At 59.2% G+C, this 21,434-nt stretch carries 18 protein-coding genes; 4 read left to right on the forward strand and 14 right to left on the reverse strand.

Features of this window, described 5'->3' with window-relative positions:
- The first annotated feature begins 107 nt into the window (after positions 1–107).
- Positions 108–2,360, forward strand: a complete 2,253-nt coding sequence (locus GC119_RS03460; RefSeq protein WP_151952450.1) for a carbon starvation CstA family protein — start codon at positions 108–110, stop codon at positions 2,358–2,360.
- A gap of 1 nt (position 2,361) precedes the next feature.
- A complete protein-coding gene (locus GC119_RS03465) occupies positions 2,362–2,580 on the forward strand; it encodes a CstA-like transporter-associated (seleno)protein (RefSeq protein ID WP_151952451.1) in 219 nt (72 codons plus the stop codon).
- Positions 2,581–2,746: 166 nt separating this feature from the next.
- Here the strand turns inward: GC119_RS03465 and GC119_RS03470 are convergent, their stop codons facing one another.
- Positions 2,747–3,559 carry an exodeoxyribonuclease III gene (locus tag GC119_RS03470; protein WP_151952452.1) on the reverse strand — a complete coding sequence of 271 codons (813 nt, stop codon included), beginning with the start codon at positions 3,557–3,559 and terminating at the stop codon, positions 2,747–2,749.
- A gap of 198 nt (positions 3,560–3,757) precedes the next feature.
- On the opposite strand from GC119_RS03470, the gene GC119_RS03475 reads away from it, so the two are divergent.
- On the forward strand, positions 3,758–4,240 hold the full coding sequence (locus tag GC119_RS03475; RefSeq protein WP_151952453.1) for a GNAT family N-acetyltransferase: 483 nt from the start codon (positions 3,758–3,760) through the stop codon (positions 4,238–4,240).
- A gap of 101 nt (positions 4,241–4,341) precedes the next feature.
- On the opposite strand, the gene GC119_RS03480 is transcribed toward GC119_RS03475, so the two are convergent.
- From GC119_RS03480 to infA, 8 genes are all read right to left on the reverse strand, one after another.
- Complete coding sequence (locus tag GC119_RS03480; RefSeq protein WP_141750175.1) at positions 4,342–5,229, reverse strand: bifunctional methylenetetrahydrofolate dehydrogenase/methenyltetrahydrofolate cyclohydrolase; 888 nt, start codon at positions 5,227–5,229, stop codon at positions 4,342–4,344.
- Positions 5,226–6,503, reverse strand: coding sequence for a serine hydroxymethyltransferase (gene glyA / locus GC119_RS03485; RefSeq protein WP_070776906.1), 1,278 nt, complete (start codon positions 6,501–6,503; stop codon positions 5,226–5,228). Before glyA ends, GC119_RS03480 begins: the two co-directional genes overlap by 4 nt.
- Before the next feature lie 311 nt (positions 6,504–6,814).
- Positions 6,815–7,351 carry a 50S ribosomal protein L17 gene (gene rplQ / locus GC119_RS03490; protein ID WP_070573661.1) on the reverse strand — a complete coding sequence of 179 codons (537 nt, stop codon included), beginning with the start codon at positions 7,349–7,351 and terminating at the stop codon, positions 6,815–6,817.
- Between the two features lie 21 nt (positions 7,352–7,372).
- Positions 7,373–8,365 carry a DNA-directed RNA polymerase subunit alpha gene (locus GC119_RS03495; protein WP_070573659.1) on the reverse strand — a complete coding sequence of 331 codons (993 nt, stop codon included), beginning with the start codon at positions 8,363–8,365 and terminating at the stop codon, positions 7,373–7,375.
- A gap of 77 nt (positions 8,366–8,442) precedes the next feature.
- A complete protein-coding gene (gene rpsK / locus GC119_RS03500) occupies positions 8,443–8,844 on the reverse strand; it encodes a 30S ribosomal protein S11 (RefSeq protein ID WP_070424735.1) in 402 nt (133 codons plus the stop codon).
- 21 nt (positions 8,845–8,865) lie between these two features.
- A complete protein-coding gene (gene rpsM, locus GC119_RS03505) occupies positions 8,866–9,234 on the reverse strand; it encodes a 30S ribosomal protein S13 (protein ID WP_070573657.1) in 369 nt (122 codons plus the stop codon).
- 197 nt (positions 9,235–9,431) lie between these two features.
- Positions 9,432–9,545 (reverse strand): 50S ribosomal protein L36, encoded by a 114-nt coding sequence (rpmJ, locus tag GC119_RS03510; RefSeq protein WP_019174661.1) that lies wholly within the window; start codon positions 9,543–9,545, stop codon positions 9,432–9,434.
- A gap of 75 nt (positions 9,546–9,620) precedes the next feature.
- Positions 9,621–9,842, reverse strand: a complete 222-nt coding sequence (gene infA, locus GC119_RS03515) for a translation initiation factor IF-1 (protein ID WP_019174660.1) — start codon at positions 9,840–9,842, stop codon at positions 9,621–9,623.
- Between the two features lie 205 nt (positions 9,843–10,047).
- Between infA and GC119_RS03520 the strand changes: the two genes are divergently transcribed.
- Entirely contained in the window at positions 10,048–10,779 is a 732-nt protein-coding gene (locus GC119_RS03520) for a hypothetical protein (protein WP_151952454.1), read from the forward strand.
- A gap of 101 nt (positions 10,780–10,880) precedes the next feature.
- On the opposite strand, the gene GC119_RS03525 is transcribed toward GC119_RS03520, so the two are convergent.
- The 5 genes from GC119_RS03525 to GC119_RS03545 all read right to left on the reverse strand — a co-directional run bounded on the left by GC119_RS03525 (position 10,881) and on the right by GC119_RS03545 (position 21,333).
- On the reverse strand, positions 10,881–13,874 hold the full coding sequence (locus tag GC119_RS03525; RefSeq protein WP_193215604.1) for an alpha/beta fold hydrolase: 2,994 nt from the start codon (positions 13,872–13,874) through the stop codon (positions 10,881–10,883).
- 206 nt (positions 13,875–14,080) lie between these two features.
- The gene (locus GC119_RS03530) at positions 14,081–16,849 is read right to left on the reverse strand and encodes an alpha/beta hydrolase (protein ID WP_226829228.1); all 2,769 of its coding nucleotides are present in this window, start codon (positions 16,847–16,849) and stop codon (positions 14,081–14,083) included.
- A 226-nt stretch (positions 16,850–17,075) separates the two neighbouring features.
- A complete protein-coding gene (locus tag GC119_RS03535) occupies positions 17,076–19,637 on the reverse strand; it encodes an alpha/beta hydrolase (RefSeq protein WP_193215605.1) in 2,562 nt (853 codons plus the stop codon).
- Positions 19,638–19,927: 290 nt separating this feature from the next.
- A complete protein-coding gene (gene map, locus GC119_RS03540) occupies positions 19,928–20,764 on the reverse strand; it encodes a type I methionyl aminopeptidase (RefSeq protein ID WP_151952458.1) in 837 nt (278 codons plus the stop codon).
- Positions 20,764–21,333, reverse strand: a complete 570-nt coding sequence (locus GC119_RS03545) for an adenylate kinase (protein ID WP_070573458.1) — start codon at positions 21,331–21,333, stop codon at positions 20,764–20,766. Before GC119_RS03545 ends, map begins: the two co-directional genes overlap by 1 nt.
- Positions 21,334–21,434 lie beyond the last annotated feature (101 nt).

Consider the following 21,434-nt stretch of genomic DNA (forward strand, 5'->3'; position numbering starts at 1 on the left):
TGCGGGCGTACCCTTGATCCGTTCGATACAGAAACTGTTCAAGTCTCTTTAAGCATTTGCTCATCTGCGTGGTGTGAAGAAGCACCCATAACATCGAAGGAGTGCGCATGTCGGTTGAATATGTGAAAACCGACGAGGCCATGCCGCCCGTCGCGGTCGTCGAGAAGCCCAAGTGGACTCCCGGCCGCATTATTCTCTGGTCTGCGATAGCGCTCATCGGCGCAATCGGCTGGGTCATGATCGCCATTGTCCGCGGCGAAGAGCTCAGCGCCAGCTGGTTTGTCGCCGCAGCGGTCGGAACCTACCTCATAGGCTTCCGGTTCTACGCGAAGTTCATCGAGTGGAAGATCTGCCGCCCGGACCATCGCCGTGCCACTCCAGCTGAAATCAAGGACAACGGGGTGGACTTCCAGCCCACGGACCGTCGCGTGCTGTTCGGTCACCACTTCGCTGCGATTTCCGGTGCCGGCCCGCTCGTCGGACCCGTTCTGGCCGCCCAGATGGGCTACCTGCCGGGCACCCTGTGGATCATCCTCGGTGTTGTGCTCGCAGGCGCCGTACAGGACTACATGACCCTGTACTTCTCCACTCGCCGCGGCGGACGTTCGCTCGGCCAGATGGCACGGGATGAACTCGGTGCGGTCGGCGGCATCATCGCCTCCATCGGCATCATCTTGATTATGACGATCCTCATTGCCGTTCTCGGCATCGTCATCATCAATGCTCTGGCTGAATCCCCCTGGGGTGTGTTCTCGATTGCGTGCACCATTCCGATCGCCATCCTCATGGGCGTCTACATGCGGTTCATCCGCCCCGGCGCTGTCATGGAGGTTTCGATCATCGGGCTGGTACTGCTCATCCTGTCGATCGTTGCCGGCGGTTGGGTCCACTCGTCTGAAACCTGGTCGGCCGTGTTCACCCTCAGCAAGGTTGAACTTGCCTGGGGTCTGATCATCTACGGCTTCATCGCCGCAATTCTTCCGGTGTGGCTGCTGCTTGCACCGCGTGACTATCTGTCGACCTTCATGAAGGTCGGCACCATCGCACTGTTCGCCGTGGGCATCCTGCTGGTCAACCCGGACGTCCAGATGCCGGCGTTCACCGAATTCGCCTTCAACGACAAGGGCCCGGCTTTCGCGGGCTCCCTGTTCCCGTTCCTGTTCATCACAATTGCCTGTGGCGCCCTGTCCGGCTTCCACGCGCTCATCTCGTCAGGCACCACGCCGAAGCTGGTGGAAAAGGAAAGCCAGATCCGCATGATCGGCTACGGTTCGATGCTCATCGAATCGTTCGTCGCCATCATGGCGCTCGTGGCAGCCGTGTCACTGGACAAGGGCCTCTACTTCGCGATGAACGCCGCCGAACCGCTGACCGGCGGCACACCAGCCGGTGCAGCTGACTTCATCAACAACCACCTCGGCATGTCCGGTGTTCAGACGTCAGAAGCGGAACTGGCCGAAGCCGCCCGTGAAATCGGCGAAGCTTCGATTGTGTCCCGCACCGGCGGTGCGCCGACCCTGGCCATGGGTATGACGCACATTCTGTCCGGCATCTTCGGCGGCAAGGCGCTCATGCCGTTCTGGTACCACTTCGCGGTCATGTTCGAAGCTCTGTTCATCCTGACCACGATCGATGCTGGCACCCGCGTTGCCCGCTTCATGCTGTCGGACCTGCTGGGCAACTTCTACAAGCGCTTCAAGGACCCGTCTTGGACCCTGGGCGGCTGGCTGACCACCATCGTCATGGTCGCCGGCTGGGGCTCCATCCTGCTGATGGGTGTGACCGACCCCCTGGGCGGTATCAACACCCTGTACCCGCTGTTCGGCATTTCGAACCAGCTGCTGGCCGCCATCGCACTGACGGTCATCGCCGCAATCGTCGTGAAGTCCGGCTACGGCAAGTACGTGTGGATCCCCGTGATCCCGCTGGCTTGGGACCTCCTGGTGACGATGTGGGCGTCCGCGCTGAAGATCTTCTCCCCCAACCCCACCGTGGGTTACTGGGCACAGCACATGGCCTACAAGAACGCCTTGGCCAACGGCGAAACCTCGCTGGGCCCCACCCAAGGCGAAGAGGCAATGCGCGCGGTCATCCGCAACACCTTCGTGCAGGGAACCCTGTCGATTGTGTTCGCCGCCATCGTCCTCCTCGTGGTGGTGATGGCCATCTACCGTTCCTTCCAGGCACTGTCGACGAAGAACTTCACCACGGCAGAAGACCCCTTCGTGGCGTCCAAGCTGTTCGCGCCGGCCGGGTTCATTCCGACCAAGGCCGAACGCGAAGTCATGGCAGACTGGAAGGCCTGGAATGAAAAGCACGGGGTCGGCAAGGATCCCGCCGCTGCTTCGGATGGAAAGTGATATGAGCACAACGGCTTCTGACATTCTGCGCATGACCGCGAAACCGTTCACCGCGGCCTACTGGTACATGCGCGAAATCAGCGGGGCGAACGCGTTCATCAACTACCAGAAGTCCTACCTGCGCCGTCACGGCACACTGAAAGGATCGAAGGGCGAACGGGAGTTCTGGCGGTACCTGACCGACGAACAGGATCGCAACCCCACAAGCCGCTGCTGCTGACAGACGCCAGCTGACTGGCTGCTTAAACCTCAGGCCGCCAGTCACACGAAAAGCGCCGGTGATGCGATTGTTCGCATCACCGGCGCTTTTCTGTGCTCATCCGGCTCTGTGCGCACCGACGGGGTTCGTCTCCCCACCTGGTCCAAGAAGTCGAGCCCTCCTCAGATCACGCCTTCAGTGCGGGAAGGTCGTAGTCGATGACGAGCGGGGCGTGGTCAGACCAGCGCTGGTCATAAGCCGGCGCTTTGTCTACCTGGGCTTTAACTGCCTTCTTCGCAAGCTCCGGGGTGGCCATCTGGTAGTCAATCCGCCAGCCGGTGTCATTGTCGAACGCTTTGCCGCGCATAGACCACCACGTGTAGGGGCCGTCCATTTCACCAGACAGCTGCCGGTGCACGTCCACCCAGCCCAGGCTGCCGAAGAATTCATCGAAGTAGGCCCGCTCTTCCGGCAGGAATCCGGCCTTTTTGACGTTGCCCTTCCAGTTCTTGATGTCGAGTTCCGTGTGGCCCACATTGAGATCGCCGGTGATGACGGCGTAGTCAGCGTGCTGCTTCAGCTGGTCCATGCGGATCTTCATCTGGTCCATGAAACGGTATTTGTCGTCCTGTTTGGGTGTGCCCACCTCACCAGAGTGCACATAGGCCGACACGACCGTCAGCAGGCTGCCGTCCTCTAGTTCATAGTCAGCTTCCAGCCAGCGGCCTGCCAGATCGAAATAGCCGTCGCCGTTGCCGATCCTGGTTTCAACAGCCGGTACGTGGCTCACAACAGCAACACCGGCGCGGCCCTTGGCTTCCGCATCGGCAGAGTAGGCGTGCTCCCCCAGTGGGGCCATGACTTCGTAGGCGATGTCGTTCTGCGCGCGAACCTCCTGCAGCGTGAGGATGTCGCAGCCGCGACCGTCGGCCCACTCCTGCATGTTCTTGCGCATGGCCGCGCGGATTCCGTTGACGTTCACATTGACGATTCTCAGCATTGCCCCATCGTCCCACATCGGCAGTCTGATTCTGGCCCGCGCCGTTCGCCCACCGCCCCCGCGCCGTTCGCCAACCGCCCCCGCGCCTTTCGCCGACCGTCTTCAGCCGGCCAAGAAGATCTATGACAAAATCGCGCCCCGGCACGGTGCGGGGTGAGTACACTGAAAGCACAAGGCGCACGTGTTTGAGGAGGAACCATGTCAGATGAATTTGACGTTGAACGGCTCGAAATCAGCCCCCTGGACGAAATCGATGCTCTTGAGCTGCGGGAATTCCTCGTAGATTCGCTTGATGATTTCTGGGGTGACACCAACCTCACCCGCGACCACGCCCCGCACTGGTTCCGCCAGTTTGCAGCTTCGGGTCTGGTTGCCCGCTATAAGAACAAGTTCGTCGGCTACCTGCTGGGTGCCATCCCGGTCGACGGTCCGGCGCTCATTCACTTAGTCGCCGTCCACGACAACTACCGCAACAACGGCATCGGGCGGATCCTCTACGAAGCGTTCATCAAGCACACACGTGAGCGCGGCGCCGACATCGTTCAGGCGACAGCCCTGCCGGAAAACACCGGCGCGATTTCGTTCCACTCCTCGCTCGGCTTCGAGAGCGAACTCGTCGATGACTACGGTGGCCCGGAGAACGCTCGCGTTCTCTTCACCTACCGCCTGGCAGCACACTGATCCACCAGGGTGCGCTCACCTGAGCTCCCCGCATAAAGTACGAGGCGCCGGTACAGAATTCTGTACCGGCGCCTCGTACTGTGTGGTTCAGGATGTCGCGGTCAGCTGCGATCCGCGGCCCGTTCGGCCATGTCGATGACATTGGCCAGCAGCATGGCGCGGGTCATGGGGCCCACTCCCCCGGGGTTCGGTGAGTACCACGAGGACTTGGCCCGGGCTTGCGGCGAGATATCCCCGACTACCTTCGACTTTCCGGTTTCCGGGTCTTCTTCGCGGGACACCCCGACGTCTACCAGAACAGCTCCGTCTTTCACGCAGTCACCGGCGACGATGTCCTTCACTCCGGCTGCCGCAACGATGACATCCGCCTGCTCCAGCAGCTGCGGGAGGTTCTTCGTGCCTGTGTGGGTGAGTGTGACGGTGGCGTTGACATCGCGGCGCGTCAGCAGAAGCCCAATGGGGCGTCCGACCGTCACACCGCGACCAAGCACAACCACGTGTTTGCCGTCGAGGTTCACCCCGTGGCGTTCCAGAAGCTCGACGATGCCGCGCGGAGTGCACGGCAGCGGTGAGGTGACGTCTTCGCGCACCCGCAGAACCAGGCGCCCCAGGTTGGTGGGGTGCAGGCCGTCAGCGTCCTTGTCGGGGTCGACAAGTTCGAGCACCCGGTTGGTGTCGATGCCATCCGGCAGCGGCAGCTGAACAATGAAGCCCGTGCATTCGGGGTTGTTGTTGAGCCTGTTGACGGCGTCTTCGATTTCCTGCTGGGTGGCACTTGCCGGGAGGTCTTCGCGGATCGACGCGATGCCCACCTCAGCACAGTCCCGGTGCTTCCCGGCGACGTACCACTGCGATCCGGGGTCTTCACCCACGAGCAGCGTGCCCAGTCCCGGGGTGATTCCGCGGTCTTTCAGGGCCTGTGCCCGAACAGCAAGTTCCTGTTTGATGGCGGCGGCTGTCGCTTTGCCGTCAAGCTTCTGTGGCATCAGTATTGTTCCAGTCCTTCGTAGAGCGGGAAGTCCTTGGCGACCTTGGCAACGCGCTCACGCAGCGCTGCAAGATCAGCACCGGGCTTGAGTGTTTCGGCGATGATGTCAGCAACCTCGGTGAAGGCGGCTGCGTCGAGACCCCGGGTGGCAAGTGCAGGGGTGCCGATGCGCAGACCGGAGGTGACCATGGGCGGGCGCGGGTCAAACGGTACGGCGTTGCGGTTGACGGTGATGCCCACTTGGTGGAGCAGGTCCTCACCCTGTTTGCCGTCGATTTCGCTGTTGCGGAGGTCTACGAGCACCAGGTGAACGTCGGTGCCGCCGGAGAGGACGGAGACACCGGCTTCGGCAACGTCGTCGCGGAGCAGGCGTTCGGCAAGGATCTGTGCGCCTTCGACGGTGCGCTTCTGGCGGTCTTTGAATTCATCAGCGGCAGCGAGCTTGAAGGCGACCGCCTTGCCAGCGATCACGTGCATGAGCGGGCCGCCCTGCTGGCCGGGGAACACAGCCGAATTGATCTTCTTGTTCAGCTCTTCCGAGTTCGTCAGGATGAATCCCGAACGGGGTCCGCCGAGGGTCTTGTGGACCGTTGAGGACACAACATCGGCGTACTCAACCGGGTTGGGATGCAGGCCAGCGGCAACAAGCCCGGCGAAGTGCGCCATGTCGACCCACAGGTACGCGCCGACTTCGTCGGCGATTTCGCGGAAGGCCTTGAAGTCCAGTTGACGGGGGTAGGCCGACCATCCGGCGACGATCACCTTCGGCTTGTGCTCCTGGGCGCGCTGGCGCACCTGATCCATGTCGACGCGATTGGTTTCAGGATCAACCTCATAGGACGACACGCTGTACAGGCGGCCCGAGAAGTTGATCTTCATGCCGTGTGTCAGGTGTCCGCCGTGGGCCAGATCAAGGCCCAGCAGACCGTCACCGGCACGCGCCAGTGCGTGCATAACGGCGGCATTGGCAGAAGCGCCCGAGTGCGGCTGAACGTTTGCGTACTTGGCACCGAAGAGCGACTTTGCTCGTTCAATGGCAAGTTCCTCTGCAACGTCAACATATTCACAGCCGCCGTAGTAGCGGCGGCCGGGGTAGCCTTCGGCGTACTTGTTTGTCAGCACTGAACCCTGAGCCTGCAGCACAGCGCGGGGAACGAAGTTCTCCGACGCAATCATTTCGAGGTAGTCCTGCTGGCGGCCGAGCTCCTGGTCGAGCACCTTGGCGATCTCGGGATCGATTTCCGCAATGCTCTGCGACAGAGGCGTGTTCGACATCCACGTTCCTTTCCTTCAGACGGCAGTTGTGCGGTCTGAGCGGGCACAACGGCCTCATTGTCTCACGTGTCACACAACGCCTTCCCACGCGCAGGCACCCGTTAGCCGGAATCTGCGCTTAAGCACACAACTGAGGCGTGCTTCAGCTGCTAAAGGGAGTGCCTGTGCGGCTAAAGGATGGATTCCGGCTAACGGGCGTGCCGGGACTGCGTACGTGCCAAGGCAAACGCGCGGAAGTATGCAGAAACGCGAAGGGCGCCGCAGAACCAGGTTCTGCGGCGCCCTTCGTTCAGGCTTCAGCAAAGCTCAGATCAGGCTTCGTCCTTTTCAGCGGCTGCGTCAGCTGCGGCTTCCTGGGCTTCGTCTTCCTGCGGGCCAGATTCGACATCCGGGGCAGCTTCGACTTCTTCAGCCGGAGCGTCGGCCTTGTCGTCAGCCGATGCGGCAGCTGCGCCTTCTGCTTCCTTCACAACGGCCTGCTTGGGCGAGTACGCCTCAAGCACCAGTTCGATGACTGCCATGGGGGCGTTGTCGCCGGGGCGGGGACCGATCTTGGTGATGCGGGTGTAGCCGCCGGGGCGTTCGGCAACGGCAGGTGCAATCGAGGTGAACAGCTCGTGCACGATGCCCTTGTCGCTGATGGAACGCAGAACGCGGCGACGCGAAGCGAGGTCACCCTTCTTGGCGAAGGTGATGAGGCGCTCAGCGTGCGGGCGCAGGCGCTTTGCCTTGGTTTCGGTGGTCTTCACCGACTTGTTTTCGAAGAGCTGGGCTGCAAGGTTGTTCAGCATTGCCCGCTCGTGCGCCGGGGAACCGCCGAGGCGGTTGCCCTTGGTAGGCGTAGGCATGGGTTTTCTCCTTGGAAATTCTTAGAACTGTTCGTCCTCGACGAACGAAGCATCGTCAGCGGGCTCGGAAAGGGAGGCGGCGCTGTCCTTGAGGCTCAGGCCGAGCTCGTCGAGCTTCTGCTTGACTTCTTCGATCGACTTCGAACCGAAGTTGCGGATATCCATCAGGTCGGCTTCGCTGCGGCTGACGAGCTCGCCGACGGTGTGGATGCCTTCGCGCTTCAGGCAGTTGTAGGAGCGAACCGTGAGGTCGAGGCTCTCAATGGCCAGCGCGAGGTCGGCAGCCATAGCTGCATCAACCGGCGAAGGACCGATCTCGATGCCTTCTGATTCCACGTTGAGTTCACGGGCCAGGCCGAAGAGCTCGACGAGCGTCGTACCGGCCGAGGCCAGTGCGTCGCGCGGCGAAATCGAAGGCTTGGTTTCAACGTCGACCACCAGGCGGTCGAAGTCCGTGCGCTGTTCGACACGGGTTGCTTCGACCTTGTAGGTCACACGCAGAACGGGCGAGTAGATGGAGTCGACCGGGATACGGCCGATTTCAGCATCTGCGTTTTTGTTCTGAGCTGCCGAAACGTAGCCGCGACCGCGTTCGATCGTCAGCTCCATGTCCAGCGAGCCTTCGTCGTTGAGCGTGGCGATGAAGAGGTCCGGGTTGTGGATCTCAACACCGGCCGGTGCGCTGATGTCAGCGGCAGTGACATCGCCCGGACCCTGCTTGCGCAGGTATGCGACGACGGGTTCGTCGAATTCCGAGGAGACGACAAGCGACTTCAGGTTGAGGATGAACTCGGTGACGTCTTCCTTGACTCCGGGAACCGTGGTGAACTCGTGCAGCACACCGTCAATGCGGATGCTGGTGACGGCGGCACCGGGAATGGAGGACAGAAGGGTACGACGCAGCGAGTTGCCGAGGGTGTAGCCGAAGCCGGGCTCCAGGGGTTCGATGACGAACCGGGAGCGCAGATCGGAGACAACCTCTTCTGTGAGCGTGGGACGCTGTGCAATGAGCACGTGGGCTTCCTTTCAGCGAACATCCGCTATATGACGTTCGCGCTTAAAGAGTTCTGGACTCGTTACGCTGTGCAGACTCAGCCGCGGCGGCGTTTGGGCGGACGGCAGCCGTTGTGCGGGTGTGGTGTGACGTCCTGAATGGTGCCCAGCTCCAGACCGGTGGCCTGCAGCGAGCGGATAGCGGTTTCGCGACCGGAGCCGGGGCCCTTGACGAAGACGTCGACCTTCTTCAGGCCGTGTTCCTGTGCGCGGCGGGCTGCAGACTCAGCAGCCATCTGAGCTGCGTACGGGGTCGACTTGCGCGAACCCTTGAATCCGACTTCACCAGAAGAAGCCCAGGAGATCACGGCGCCGGTGGGGTCCGTGATGGAAACGATGGTGTTGTTGAACGTCGACTTGATGTGAGCCTGGCCGTTGACCAGGTTCTTCCTATCGCGGCGACGGGGCTTGCGAGCAGCAGCTCGTGACTTGGGTGGCATCTGTATCTCCTACTCGAACGCTTACTTCTTCTTGCCTGCAACGGTGCGCTTGGGACCCTTGCGCGTACGCGCGTTGGTCTTGGTGCGCTGACCGCGGACGGGCAGGCCGCGGCGGTGACGGACACCCTGGTAGCTTCCGATCTCAACCTTGCGGCGGATGTCGGCTGCAACCTCGCGGCGCAGATCGCCTTCAACCTTGAAGGTGCCTTCGATGTAGTCGCGCAGCTGCACGAGCTGGTCATCGGTGAGGTCTTTGACGCGGATGTCCGGGTTGATGCCGGTTTCCGTGAGGGTCTGGCTCGCACGAGTGCGGCCCACACCAAAAATGTATGTCAGGGCGACTTCCACGCGCTTTTCGCGCGGGAGGTCAACTCCGGCTAAACGTGCCATGTGTTTTCTCCATGTAGATATTCGAAGGTGCTTGCTCAGGCATGTCCGGTTGTCTTCTCCAGACCCGGTCCCCGGCCCTCGAACCGGGGGTGTCGTCCTCGCTGTGCAGGGTGTCCTGCTGCGAGGGGGCGATGCCTGCTTGGGTGTGGACTCGCCTGCCCATAGGGGAAGCGAACCCATCGATCTGCGTTAGCTGATCAGCCCTGGCGCTGCTTGTGACGCGGGTTCGAGCAGATCACCATGACCACCGAGTTGCGGCGGATGACCTTGCAGCTGTCGCAGATCTTTTTGACGCTTGGCTTAACTTTCATCGCTATTCCTTCTTGTCACCACAAAGCCCCTCGGGTCCAGCCCAAGGGGTGGTTGCGGTGAGTGTCAAAAGATCCTTACTTGTAGCGGTAGACAATCCGTCCACGAGAAAGGTCGTAGGGAGACAGCTCCACTACAACACGGTCTTCGGGAAGGATGCGGATGTAGTGCTGACGCATCTTTCCGGAGATGTGCGCAAGCACAAGGTGGCCGTTGGTCAGCTCAACGCGAAACATCGCGTTGGGCAGAGCCTCGACGACCGTACCTTCGATCTCAATGACCCCTTCTTTTTTGGCCATATCGTTCGTTTACCCCTGCTCCCCGCGGAATCCCGCGGATTGAGTGTCTTATCCGTACGGCCCGTAGATGCGACGTTTCGGTTTCTCGCGCTCAATGCCGAACAGACTCCGGACTGGGTCCGGCGTTATTCTGAACTGCAGTAAGCGCGTTATGGGAGACGAAATGCCGACAGCCCACAAGCCAGTTGTCTATCCTACAGTGAATATGCTTGACTTTCCAGCCAGTGTGACGCAGTGCGCAGATGTTCGGCAGGGTCCCCTGGGCACGTGCTGGCTCATGGCACCGCTCATCGCCGGCGAGGTCACAGTTTCCGGATTCTGCGACCGCCTGATCCTGCACAGCACCGGCACTCTCGCGATCGTTGATGTCGGGTCAGCTCCCGTCACCACAAACATTCCCGCGCACGCACATGATCGCAGCGGGTCTCGTGATGGCACGGTCAACAGCGCGACCCTCATAGAAGCCGCGGCGCAGACTGTACTCGGCTCGCGGCTCGAAGGTCATCTGCCGTTCAAGGGCTTTCAGTTTCTTTTCGGCTCACCCGGGGCGGCCATCCCGGCGCTGCCCGGCTTTGCCCGCGCAGCGCTTCGCGCAGCTGCGCACGCTCTTGACAGCGGACGGCCCGTTGTCGCGGCGACCCTGCCGCGGCGCCGCAGCTTCACCCTGGCTGATGAGCACAACGGCAGGCAAGTGCGGATCACGCCCAATCACGTATACGCCGTGGTTGGACACACGCAGAGCAAGCCTGGCAGCGACTGCAGCGGCGGTCTGCTCATGCGCAATCCCGTGCTCACAGGCCGCACCGACATCGACGTTGACGCGCTGCACCTGAGCGCGGACCAGCTGACCGAAGCTACCATGACGCTCTTCATCGGCCCGAAACCAGCACCGTCCAGGAAAGGGGCGAGTACTGGACAACAGGCGGAGCATCAGTGAGCTTCACGAGGTGAATCAGAAGCACAAAGCGCTCGCAGATCCCTGACAGCAGGACCCACGAGCGCTTTGTGCTCAATTCAGTTTGGATAAGTCACTGTCGTTCAGCTTCGAGCTTTGCGACGGCTGTAGACTGCCGCCGCCGAACCGGCACCCAACAGCACAACAGCAATCACAAGAATCCCCGCAACGCTCGCACCCGTACGCGGCAGCGGACTATCACCACTCTTGGCCTCATCAGAAGAAGCCGAGCCGTCCGCACCCGCACCGTCCGCGCTGGCACCAGTGGAATCACCACCAGATGCGGTTTGTTCAGCCGCACCACCGGCTGCTGGTGGGTTCTTGTCCGATGAGCCCTGAGCCACGATCTTCAGCCCAGCACTCTTCACAGTCGAACCCTGCGCATTGACAACCGCAACCTCAACGGTTGAACCAACTTTCAGACCCTTCGGCACAGTAAACACACCAGAATGATTACCACTGCCATCAGTCCTANCGTCCGCGCTGGCACCAGTGGAATCACCACCAGATGCGGTTTGTTCAGCCGCACCACCGGCTGCTGGTGGGTTCTTGTCCGATGAGCCCTGAGCCACGATCTTCAGCCCAGCACTCTTCACAGTCGAACCCTGCGCATTGACAACCGCAACCTCAACGGTTGAACCAACTTTCAGACCCTTCGGCACAGTAAACACACCAGAATGATTACCACTGCCATCAGTCCTAAACTTCTGACGCTTCTTACCGATCTTCAGAACATACTCAGCCTTCGGATCAAGACGCGAAACACTAAACCGCACATCCTGACCCACATGAGCCTTCGAAGCCGACAACGCAAAACCATCCGCACGGAACGTCTGCATCTTGCACCGCTTCGACAACGTCACAGTCTTACCACGATGATCCTTCGCAGAATCCGGCTTCTTCAACTTCTCACCAAACTCACCATCACGCGGCACACGACCCTTATTGAAAAACGCATGAACAGTCGTATCCACACACTCCCGACCCGGAGCGTAGCTTCCATAGGATCCGTGGTTAGCACCGGACACGCTCAACAGTGAACCGTCAATCATCTCCGCCATCTTCACACCATTGGCATACGGTGTAGCAGGATCATGCGTCGTTGAAATCACCAGAATATTCGGCACCTTCGACAGCTTCTGCGGCTTCGGCAACGTGCCCTTGAACTTCCAGAAATCACACACGTCATAGCTGCCTGCCGAAACACTCGCCCGCTGGAACGGCGCAACAGCATCATACGCCTCAACAAACTTACGCGCCCGAGCGAGCTTCGCCTCATCCACCGGCTCATCAGCCCTATTAGAATCCGTACACCGAATGTTCGTGAACGCCGCAGCCATGCCGCTGTAGTGCTGGTCCTCGTCATAGCCTTCGTATTGATCAGCGAGAGCCATCAACACGCCGGCGGACTTGCCTTCTTTAAGCTCATTCAGCGCATAGTTCAGGTCCGGCCAGTTTTCGCTGGAGTACAGCGCCTGGACCACACCGGTACGTCCGTCCATGAACGTCACACGACGCTTGTCATCTTCCCATCCAGTAGGCAGTCCCTTGCCCCCATCGGCTGTTTCAAGCTTCTGCAGAAGCTTGGCATTGTTCTCACTGAGCACCTTGACATCATCACTGTCACCCAAAGCACAGGTGAAAGGCTCTTTGCTGAAAGGGGTGCCTCGAAATGCCGACGGCCACAGGTCGCCATAGGTTTTGCCTTTGCGCCCATTTTCAACACAGTCCTTGGCAAACTCCTCAAAGGTGTCTTGGAACCCCGCACCCTGATTGACATTGTCCTGTTGGTCGGGGGTCAGTCCATCGAGGTCAGCTTTTTCACTGGCCTTGCCCTTAGAATTTTTGGTTCTGTCAGCCTTGCCCGCGCCAGCTTTATCTGATCGAGCGGGCGCCGATTTGAGGTTTTCCAGGTTGGCAAAACGGTCTGAGCGCTCATTGACTTCTTTCAAAGCCTTGATTGCCTCAGCATCGCCGGGGTCGACAACACCATCGAAGACCAGTTTGCCGACATTGTCGCCGAACTTCTGGGCATAGCGGTACCCCAGAGATGTTCCGTAGGACCAGCCGACGTAGTTCAGCTTCTTATCACCGACAACAGAACGCAGCATGTCCATATCGCCAACAGCATCCCAGGTACCCAGGTGCTTAATCAGGTCTTTCCTGCCCTCAGCATCAAGACCGAACAGCTTCCCGGTGTTGTCAAAACACGCTTGAGCAGTCTTTTTGGTATCAGCGTTGTAGACTTCCTCAGCTTTGTCCCTGCCGTCTTTCCAGGGGTTCAAAGCACGCGAAGCATCCCGCTCCTTATCCGACTGACACTCCGAATACGGCATAGACGCACCCACACCACGGGGATCAAAACCCACCATGTCGAAGTTCTCGGCCAGGTCTGGCTGGGCGTCGGCCTGGGCAATGGCCAGCGGCATGCCTGCCCCACCGGGGCCGCCAGGGTTCAACAGGATAGACCCCTGCGGCTTTTTGTTCGGCGTGAACTTCGTGCCGTACTTATTGCTCACTGCTTTGCCGGCCTTGACGCGCATAACTCCGATTGCGATGTTGCCCTTGTCTGGGTTCTTCGCATCAATCGGCGCAATCATGTAGCCGCACTCAGGCGCACGCCCGAGCATGTCGGACAGGTCCTCATAGCCAAGGTCCTGACAGTTTTTGGCAGACCACTCGATCTTCTGACTGTAATACGCCTCTAAGCCAGCCGGAACCTTACCAGCAGACTTACCGCCAGGCTTCGGAGCAGGGACCTCATAACGGCCCTCCCCCTTTTTGAACAGCTTCTTGGCAAGCTTCGGGTAGTACTGATCTGCAGGCTTGTTGTCGTCAGCCTTATCGCTCTGATCAGGTTCATCAGGGCTATCGATGTCTGACGAGTTCGGTTCCTCCTCGGGTGCGGAGTCCTCCGGCTGATCGGTTGGTTCATCAGCTTCATCCGTGGGTTCATGGCTTGGACCAGCACTCGGTGATTCCGGTGCCGGTTCTGCCGGAGCATCACCAACCGGGCTCGCACCAACCGGCACACCCAAACCGGCAGTAAGAGAAGTAACGGCAACCGCAGCGAACACAGAATGTGCGCAGCGCCTGAGCAAAGAATTAAACGGGGTCATAACAGGCAACAGTAGCCCCGCCCAACACCACACAAAGCCAAAATCAGACCCAAAACCAGGCCCAAAAAAAGACCCCACACACAACCAACAAGGGCGGGTGCTCAGTCACCTGAACACCCGCCCCACAGGCCTACGGAATACCGATCAGCTCAGCTGCATGCTGATCAGCCCAGCCTGCGACGACTGCGCACCACAGCCCACGCACCAGCACCCAACAGCACAACAGCAATCACAAGAATCCCCGCAACGCTCGCACCCGTACGCGGCAGCGGACTATCACCACTCTTGGCCTCATCAGAAGAAGCCGAACCATCCGCGCTGCCACTGTCCGCGCTGGCACCAGTGGAATCACCACCAGATGCGGTTTGTTCAGCCGCACCACCGGCTGCTGGTGGGTTCTTGTCCGATGAGCCCTGAGCCACGATCTTCAGCCCAGCACTCTTCACAGTCGAACCCTGCCCGTTCACAACCGCAACCTCAACCGTCGAACCAGCCTTCAGACCCTTCGGCACAGTAAACACACCAGAATGATTACCACTGCCATCAGTCCTAAACTTCTGACGCTTCTTACCGATCGTCAGAACATACTCAGCCTTCGGATCAAGACGCGAAACACTAAACCGCACATCCTGACCCACATGAGCCTTCGAAGCCGACAACACAAAACCATCCGCACGGAACGTCTGCATCTTGCACCGCTTCGACAACGTCACAGTCTTACCACGATGATCCTTCGCAGAATCCGGCTTCTTCAACTTCTCACCAAACTCACCATCACGCGGCACACGACCCTTATTAAAAAACGCATGAACAGTCGTATCCACACACTCCGGCCCCGGAGCGGTCGACGTGAGGCCACCGAAGGCGCCATGGTCAACCCCGGACACACTCAGCAGTGAACCGTCAATCATCTCCGCCATCTTCACACCATTGGCATACGGCGTAGCAGGATCATGCGTCGTCGAAATCACCAGAATATTCGGAACCTTCGACAACTTCTGCGGCTTCGGCAACGTGCCCTTGAACTTCCAGAAGTCACACACGTCATAGCTGCCTGCCGAAACACTCGCCCGCTGGAACGGCGCAACAGCATCATACGCCTCAACAAACTTACGCGCCCGAGCAAGCTTCGCCTCATCCACCGGCTCATCCGCACCATTAGAATCCGTACACCGAATATTGATTCCCGCTGCCCGTGTCGGATCGTAGTGGCCGTCGTAGCGACTGTTATCCCAGTCAGCAAGTTGCAACAGCATAGGCGCGGACTTGCCCTCTTTGAGCTCATTCAGCGCGAGATTCAAGTTTCCCCAATAGTCGGTGCCCTCGAGCCCCTGGAGCATCCCCATACGGCCTTCCATAAACGTCACACGACGCTTGTCACCTTTTCGCCCAGTAGGCAAGCCCTTGCCACCATCAGCCGTTTCAAGCTTCTGCAGAAGCTTCGTGTTGTTCTCAGTAAGCACCTTGACATCGTTAGTGTCACCCAAAGCGCACCGGAAGATTCTATTCTCGTCCGGCGTATACTGAAAGTCGTGAGGCCACAGTTCGCCGTAGGTTTTGCCTTCCCGGCCCACGGCAACACAGTTTTTGGCAAACTCTTCAAAGGCATTCTGGAGACCCGCACCCTCTTCAACAGCCTTCTTCTGATTGGCGTTCAGGCCATCGAGGTCAGGTTTGCCACTGGCTTTGCCCCCGCCAGATGCGGACGTTTCAGTTTTGTCTGCGCCAGTTGGTGCCGCCTCGGGGTCTTCAAGATCAGCAAAACGGTCTGAGCGTTCATTGACCTCTTTGAGCGCCTTGGCGTCCTCAGCATCACCTGGGTCGACAACACCGTCAAACACCAGTTTGCCCACATTGTCGCCGAACTTCTGGGCATAGCGGTACCCCAACGAGGTTCCATAGGACTGACCGACGTAGTTCAGCTTCTTATCACCGACCACAGAACGCAGCATGTCCATATCGCCAACAGCATCCCAGGTACCCAGGTGCTTAATCAGGTTCTTCCTGCCCTCAGCATCAAGACCAAACAGCTTCCCGGTGTTGTCAAAACACGCCTGAGCAGTCTTCTTGGTATCGGCATTGTAGACCTCTTCAGCTTTGTCCCTGCCGTCCTTCCACGGATTCAAAGCACGCGAAGCATCCCGCTCTTTATCTGATTCGCACTCCGAATACGGCATAGAATCGCCAACACCACGGGGATCGAAACCCACCATGTCGAAGTTTTCGGCAATCTCGAAATTGGTGTACGCCTGTCCTTCGGCGTGGCTCAGGCCGGACTGGCCAGGGCGTCCGGCATTAAACAGGATGGAGCCCTGCGGCTTTTTATTCGGTGTGAACTTCACACTGTCTTTAAGGTGCTCCAGTTTTCCGGCTTTCATGCGCTTAACCGCAATTGCGATGTTGCCCTTGCCCGGGTTCTTCGCATCAATCGGCGCAATCATGTAACCGCACTCAGGAGCACGCCCGAGCATGTCAACCATGTCAGCTGGCTCGTCGTAGCCAAGGTCCTGACAGTTTTTGGCAGACCAGTCAATCTTCTGACTGTAATACGCCTCCAAACCAGCCGGAACCTTACCAGCAGACTTACCACCAGGCTTCGGGGCAGGAATCTCATAGCGCCCTTCCCCCTTCTTAAACAGCTTCTTGGCAAGCTCCGGATAATGCTCATCCGCCTTCGCTTCCTTAGCAGCATCCTTCTGACCAGACTTCTCAGAAGGCTTGCCCTTCGGCGACTCAGCCTCTGACGCATCCTCCTTCGGCTGACCAGACGGCTGATCCGAGGCAGACTCACCAGCCTCATCCGTAGGTTCATGGCTTGGACCAGCACTTGGTGATTCCGGTGCCGGCTCCGAAGAGTCGTCGCCAACCGGGCTCGCACCAACCGGCACACCTACACCAACAGCAAGAGACGTAACAGCAACCGCAGCAAACACAGAATGTGCGCAGCGCCTGAGCAAAGAATTAAACGGGGTCATAACAGGCAACAGTAGCCCCGCCCAACACCACACAAAGCCAAAATCAGACCCAATAACAGGCCTAAAAAAGGACCCCACACACAACCAACAAGGGCGGGTGCTCAGTCACCTGAACACCCGTCCCACAGGCCTACGGAATGCCGATCAACCCAGCGGCAAACCGATCAACTCAGCTGCATGCTGATCAGCCCAGCCTGCGACGACTGCGCACCACTGCCCAAGCACCAGCACCCAACAGCACAACAGCAATCACCAGGATGCCCGCAAGCTCAGCACCCGTCCGCGGCAGCAGACCATTGCCGTCTTGCCCACCGTCAGCCGAAATCGGGCTCTCCGCGTCGTCGTCCTTGGGGTCGTTATCCTTGGCTTCACCGTCATCAGCTGCACCATCGGCAGAAGCTGATGATGTCGCTTCGTCAGTTGATGCATCCGATGTCGATGCCTCGTCCTTCGGTTTGTCTTCACCGAGGATCTTCAGACCCAAGGTGTTCACAGTCTTGCCCTTGGAATCCGTCACCTTGACGTCAGCTGTTTCTTCAGCCTTGAGACCGTTCGGCACTGTGAATTCGCCAGAGTAGTTGCCGTCCTTGTCTGTGGTGAAGGCTTTCTCTTCTTCGCCCACCTGAAGGCTGTAATCAGATTCTGGATCCAATTGGGAAGAGGTGTAGCCGACCGAGTCGCCCACCTGCGCTTCACTGTCCGACAAGCGGACCCCCGAGTGGAAACTCTTCATATTGCACTGGTTTGGCAGCGCAGTGGTCTTGCCGCGGTGGTCTGTCGCCCGGTCCGGCCTGTCGAGTTTCTTGCCGAAACTGCCTGAACGAGGGAGATTGCCGCTGGCAAGATAGTCGTTGACAGTCTTGTCAACACAGGTATCGCGCCCCAAGTAGGCAGAGTGCTCGCTGCCCGAAACGCTGAGAAGCGAACCTTCAATGGCCTCTGCCATCTTCACACCTGCTGCGTAAGGGGTTGACGGGTCGTGCGAAGTGGAGACGACCAGGATGTTGGGCACATCTGAAAGCTTCTCCGAGTTCGGCAGCATGCTGGTGAATTGCCAGAAATCGCAAGGATCGTATCGCCCGGCAGAAACAGTGGCTCGCTGGAATGGGGCAGCCTCGTCATAGGCTTCTGAGAACTTCCTGACCTGCTCACGCTTGGCTTCGCCCTTGACTTCATCCGCGCTATTGGAGTTAGTGCATCGGATATTGTCAAACGCCGCGGAAGAAGCGTCGTAGCGGCCAGAATCGTCTCGGCCCTCATACATGTCAGCCAGACTCATCAGCTCGCCAGCAGACTCACCCTCTTTGAGTTCATTGAGCCCATGGTTCAGCTGAGGCCACAGACCGGTGGAATACAGCGCCTGATACACGCCCAGTCGACCTGCTCCGAAAGTGACACGACGCTTGTCTTCTGCGCTTCCCGTAGGCAGACCCTTACCGCCGCCAGCAGTCTCGAGCGTCTGCAGCAGCTTGGCGTTGTTCTCACTCAGCTGTCTGGCGTCATAGTTGTCGCCCAGAGCACAGCTAAACGCTTCGTCTGCGATCTCACTTCCGCCGAAGACATCCGGCCACAGTTCACCGTAGGTTTTGCCCTGACGACCCTTGGTCACACAGTCACGCGCAAACTGCTCGAAGGTGTCCTGGAACCCGGCCGCACGCTTGACTTCGTACTTCTGATCGTGCGTCAGGCCTTCGACATCAGCCGTCCCACCTGCTCTAGTTGAGTTGTTCGCACTGGCCACACTGGTGTGGTTGCCACCGCGTGAAGCAGATTTGCCGGCCATCTGCTTTCCAGCTGACGTGTCGCCGATGTCGACGGCACCATCGAGAACGAGCCGACCGACACTATCCCCGTGCTTCTGTGCGTAGCGGTAGCCCATTGCCGTTCCGTATGACCAGCCGACGTAGTGGAGCTTTTCATCGCCGACGACAGATCGGAGGATATCCATGTCGTCGACAGCGTCCCAGGTTCCCAGGTGCTTAATAAGGTTTTTGCGACCTTCGGCATCCAACCCAAACAGTTTGCCCGTGTTCTTGAAGCATGCCTCGGTCTGCTTTTTAGTATCGGAGTAGAAGATTTCGTCAGCCCTGCGCTGTCCGTCCGTCCACGGGTTGAGCTGCCGCGATGCGTCCTGCTCTTTGTCAGTCGCACACTCAGAAAACGGCATCGAAACGCCAACCCCGCGCGGGTCGAAGCCGATCATGTCGAAGTCTTCTGCCAGCTTCGGCTGTTCCTCAGCCTGCTTAGCTGCAAGCTCCAGGCCCAACTGGCCTGGCCCGCCCGGGTTATGCAAGACAGAGCCCTTCGGATTGGGGTTGGGCTTGAACCCCGTCGCAACGGTTTGGCCCTTATCGTCTTTGCCGAATGTCACCTTGCCGGCCTTAACGCGCTGCACCGCAATTGCAATATTGCCTTTGTCAGGGTTCTTCGTATCGATGGGAGCGATCATGTAGCCGCACTCAGCAGAACGTCCGATGCGCTTGGAAGCGTCCTCAGCACCCAGGTCAGCACAGTTTTCTGCCGACCAATCAATCTTCTGGCTGTAGTAGGCCTCAAGACCTGCCGGAACCTTGCCAGCGGACTTCCCGCCGGACTTCGGTTCTGTGATCCGGTATTCACCCTCACCCTTTTTGAACAGCGTTTTCGCCAGTTCTGGGTAGTGCTTGTCGCCAGAAGCCCGCTCCGGGGCAGGCTCACTTCCCGTATCCGCATAAGAGGGCGCACCCATTCCGACTGCCAGGGACATTACTGCTGCTACAAAAAACGATGTTGCGCGGCGCCTTCGCAAAGAACCCATTTGTTTCATGCGTATAACGATATGTGCATCTAAATATCGATCAAGTAACAATTACCTAAGCGAAGGCCCAAAAGAAGGCCCAGCAGCGGGCCCGGGGTATTAGGGCCGAAGACAACCGCCATACCAGGCCGGCCGACACTCTGCGCTGCAAATTCTGACTGAAGCAGCAGCTGAAGACCGTACAAGCATAAGCGGAGCGGGAAGCCGCTGCTGTCTGCCTTGTCCTGAAGAAGTACAGGTCAATCCAAAGGGACCGGCTCGACGCCGTAGCGCGCCAAACGCTCTCTACCGCCGTCCGGAGCGGTAAGCACCCAGATACCCTTGGAGTGGCGAGCAACAGTGTGCTCCCAATGAGATGCGCGGGAACCGTCAGCAGTTACGACAGTCCATTCGTCATCAAGCGTGCGGCTGTCAGCACCGCCGGTGGTGAGCATCGGCTCAATGCAGATGGCCATACCCGACTTGATCTTCGGGCCGCGCTTCTTGACCGCGTAATTCAGCACTTCTGGTTCCATGTGCATCTGCGAGCCAATGCCGTGGCCCGTGAAGTCCTCGATCAGTCCGCCGTGGAGCTCAGGTGCGTTATCCAGCACCCAAGCCTCAATGGCCGCACCGATTTCGTCGATGTGCTTAGCGCGCGCAAATGCCGCGATACCTGCCCACATGGACTCTTCCGTGGCATCGGACACCCGCAGGTCCTGCTTGCGTGCGGCCTCGCGCCCGCCGACAAACACCGTGATTGCGGAATCGCCGTGCCAGCCGTCGACAATCGCTCCGCCGTCGATCGAGACCATGTCGCCCTCTTTGAGGACAATGCCATCGGACGGAATACCGTGCACAATGACGTCATTGACCGAAACACACAGAGTGGCCGGATAACCCATGTAGCCCAAGAAGTTCGACGTAGCGCCGTGCTCCTCGATCACCCGCGCGCCAGCTGCGTCAACGTCCTCCGTCGTCGCCCCGGGCACACAGGCGGCCGCAGCGGCTTCCAAAGCCGCCCGGGTGACCAGACCCGCACGGCGCATAGTGCGGATCTGGTCGTCCGTCTTCAGTTCGATCTTAGGACCGAACATCAGCCCTCAAGCGCTTTCATAATCCGTTCCGTAATCGCCTCGATCTCCCCCAAGCCGTCAACCTGGCGAAGCAGACCACGACGGCGGTAAATGTCCGTCAGCGGCTGAGTCTGCTCTTCGTAGACATCCATACGGTGACGGATGACGTCCTCGGTGTCGTCCGAACGGCCTTCGGTCTGCGCGCGAGCAAGCAGACGGCCGACAATCTCATCGGTGTCAGCGGTCAGTTCGACAACAGCGTCCAGGCTGTGACCGGAGGCTTCCAGCATGGAGTCAAGTTCATTCACCTGAGCTTCAGTGCGAGGGTAGCCGTCAAGCAGAAAACCGTCCTTTGCGTCATCCTGCTGCAAACGGTCGGCAACCATCGAATTGGTGACCTCGTCCGGCACGTACTCGCCGGCATCCATGTAGCGCTTCGCCTTCTTGCCCAGCTCGGTTTCGCCCTTAACATTCGCGCGGAAGATGTCTCCGGTCGAAATAGCGGGAATCGACAGTGCGGAGCTGAGCCTGGCTGCCTGGGTGCCCTTACCTGCGCCAGGAGGGCCGATGAGGATGATGCGCTTTGTCATGTGCGTCCTTCCGATGTGTTCCTAATCGAATGCTACCTAAGCGCACAGACCCGAACCCCAACAGCTGGGTCGGGATTCGGGTCTGTGCGCTGGATCAAAGG

Origin of the sequence: Brevibacterium sp. Marseille-P9724, from assembly GCF_902500275.1 — a bacterium.
In the GTDB taxonomy this organism is placed as follows: Bacteria; Actinomycetota; Actinomycetes; order Actinomycetales; family Brevibacteriaceae; genus Brevibacterium.

What these genes read in the sequence shown, in the direction of transcription:
- GC119_RS03460 (WP_151952450.1), top strand. Translation starts at nt 108, where the DNA reads ATGTCGGTTGAATATGTGAAAACCGACGAGGCCATGCCGCCCGTCGCG.
- GC119_RS03465 (WP_151952451.1), top strand. Translation starts at nt 2,362, where the DNA reads ATGAGCACAACGGCTTCTGACATTCTGCGCATGACCGCGAAACCGTTC.
- GC119_RS03470 (WP_151952452.1), bottom strand. Translation starts at nt 3,559, where the DNA reads ATGCTGAGAATCGTCAATGTGAACGTCAACGGAATCCGCGCGGCCATG.
- GC119_RS03475 (WP_151952453.1), top strand. Translation starts at nt 3,758, where the DNA reads ATGTCAGATGAATTTGACGTTGAACGGCTCGAAATCAGCCCCCTGGAC.
- glyA (WP_070776906.1), bottom strand. Translation starts at nt 6,503, where the DNA reads ATGTCGAACACGCCTCTGTCGCAGAGCATTGCGGAAATCGATCCCGAG.
- rplQ (WP_070573661.1), bottom strand. Translation starts at nt 7,351, where the DNA reads ATGCCTACGCCTACCAAGGGCAACCGCCTCGGCGGTTCCCCGGCGCAC.
- rpsK (WP_070424735.1), bottom strand. Translation starts at nt 8,844, where the DNA reads ATGCCACCCAAGTCACGAGCTGCTGCTCGCAAGCCCCGTCGCCGCGAT.
- rpsM (WP_070573657.1), bottom strand. Translation starts at nt 9,234, where the DNA reads ATGGCACGTTTAGCCGGAGTTGACCTCCCGCGCGAAAAGCGCGTGGAA.
- rpmJ (WP_019174661.1), bottom strand. Translation starts at nt 9,545, where the DNA reads ATGAAAGTTAAGCCAAGCGTCAAAAAGATCTGCGACAGCTGCAAGGTC.
- infA (WP_019174660.1), bottom strand. Translation starts at nt 9,842, where the DNA reads ATGGCCAAAAAAGAAGGGGTCATTGAGATCGAAGGTACGGTCGTCGAG.
- GC119_RS03520 (WP_151952454.1), top strand. Translation starts at nt 10,048, where the DNA reads ATGCTTGACTTTCCAGCCAGTGTGACGCAGTGCGCAGATGTTCGGCAG.
- GC119_RS03535 (WP_193215605.1), bottom strand. Translation starts at nt 19,637, where the DNA reads ATGTCCCTGGCAGTCGGAATGGGTGCGCCCTCTTATGCGGATACGGGA.
- map (WP_151952458.1), bottom strand. Translation starts at nt 20,764, where the DNA reads ATGTTCGGTCCTAAGATCGAACTGAAGACGGACGACCAGATCCGCACT.
- GC119_RS03545 (WP_070573458.1), bottom strand. Translation starts at nt 21,333, where the DNA reads ATGACAAAGCGCATCATCCTCATCGGCCCTCCTGGCGCAGGTAAGGGC.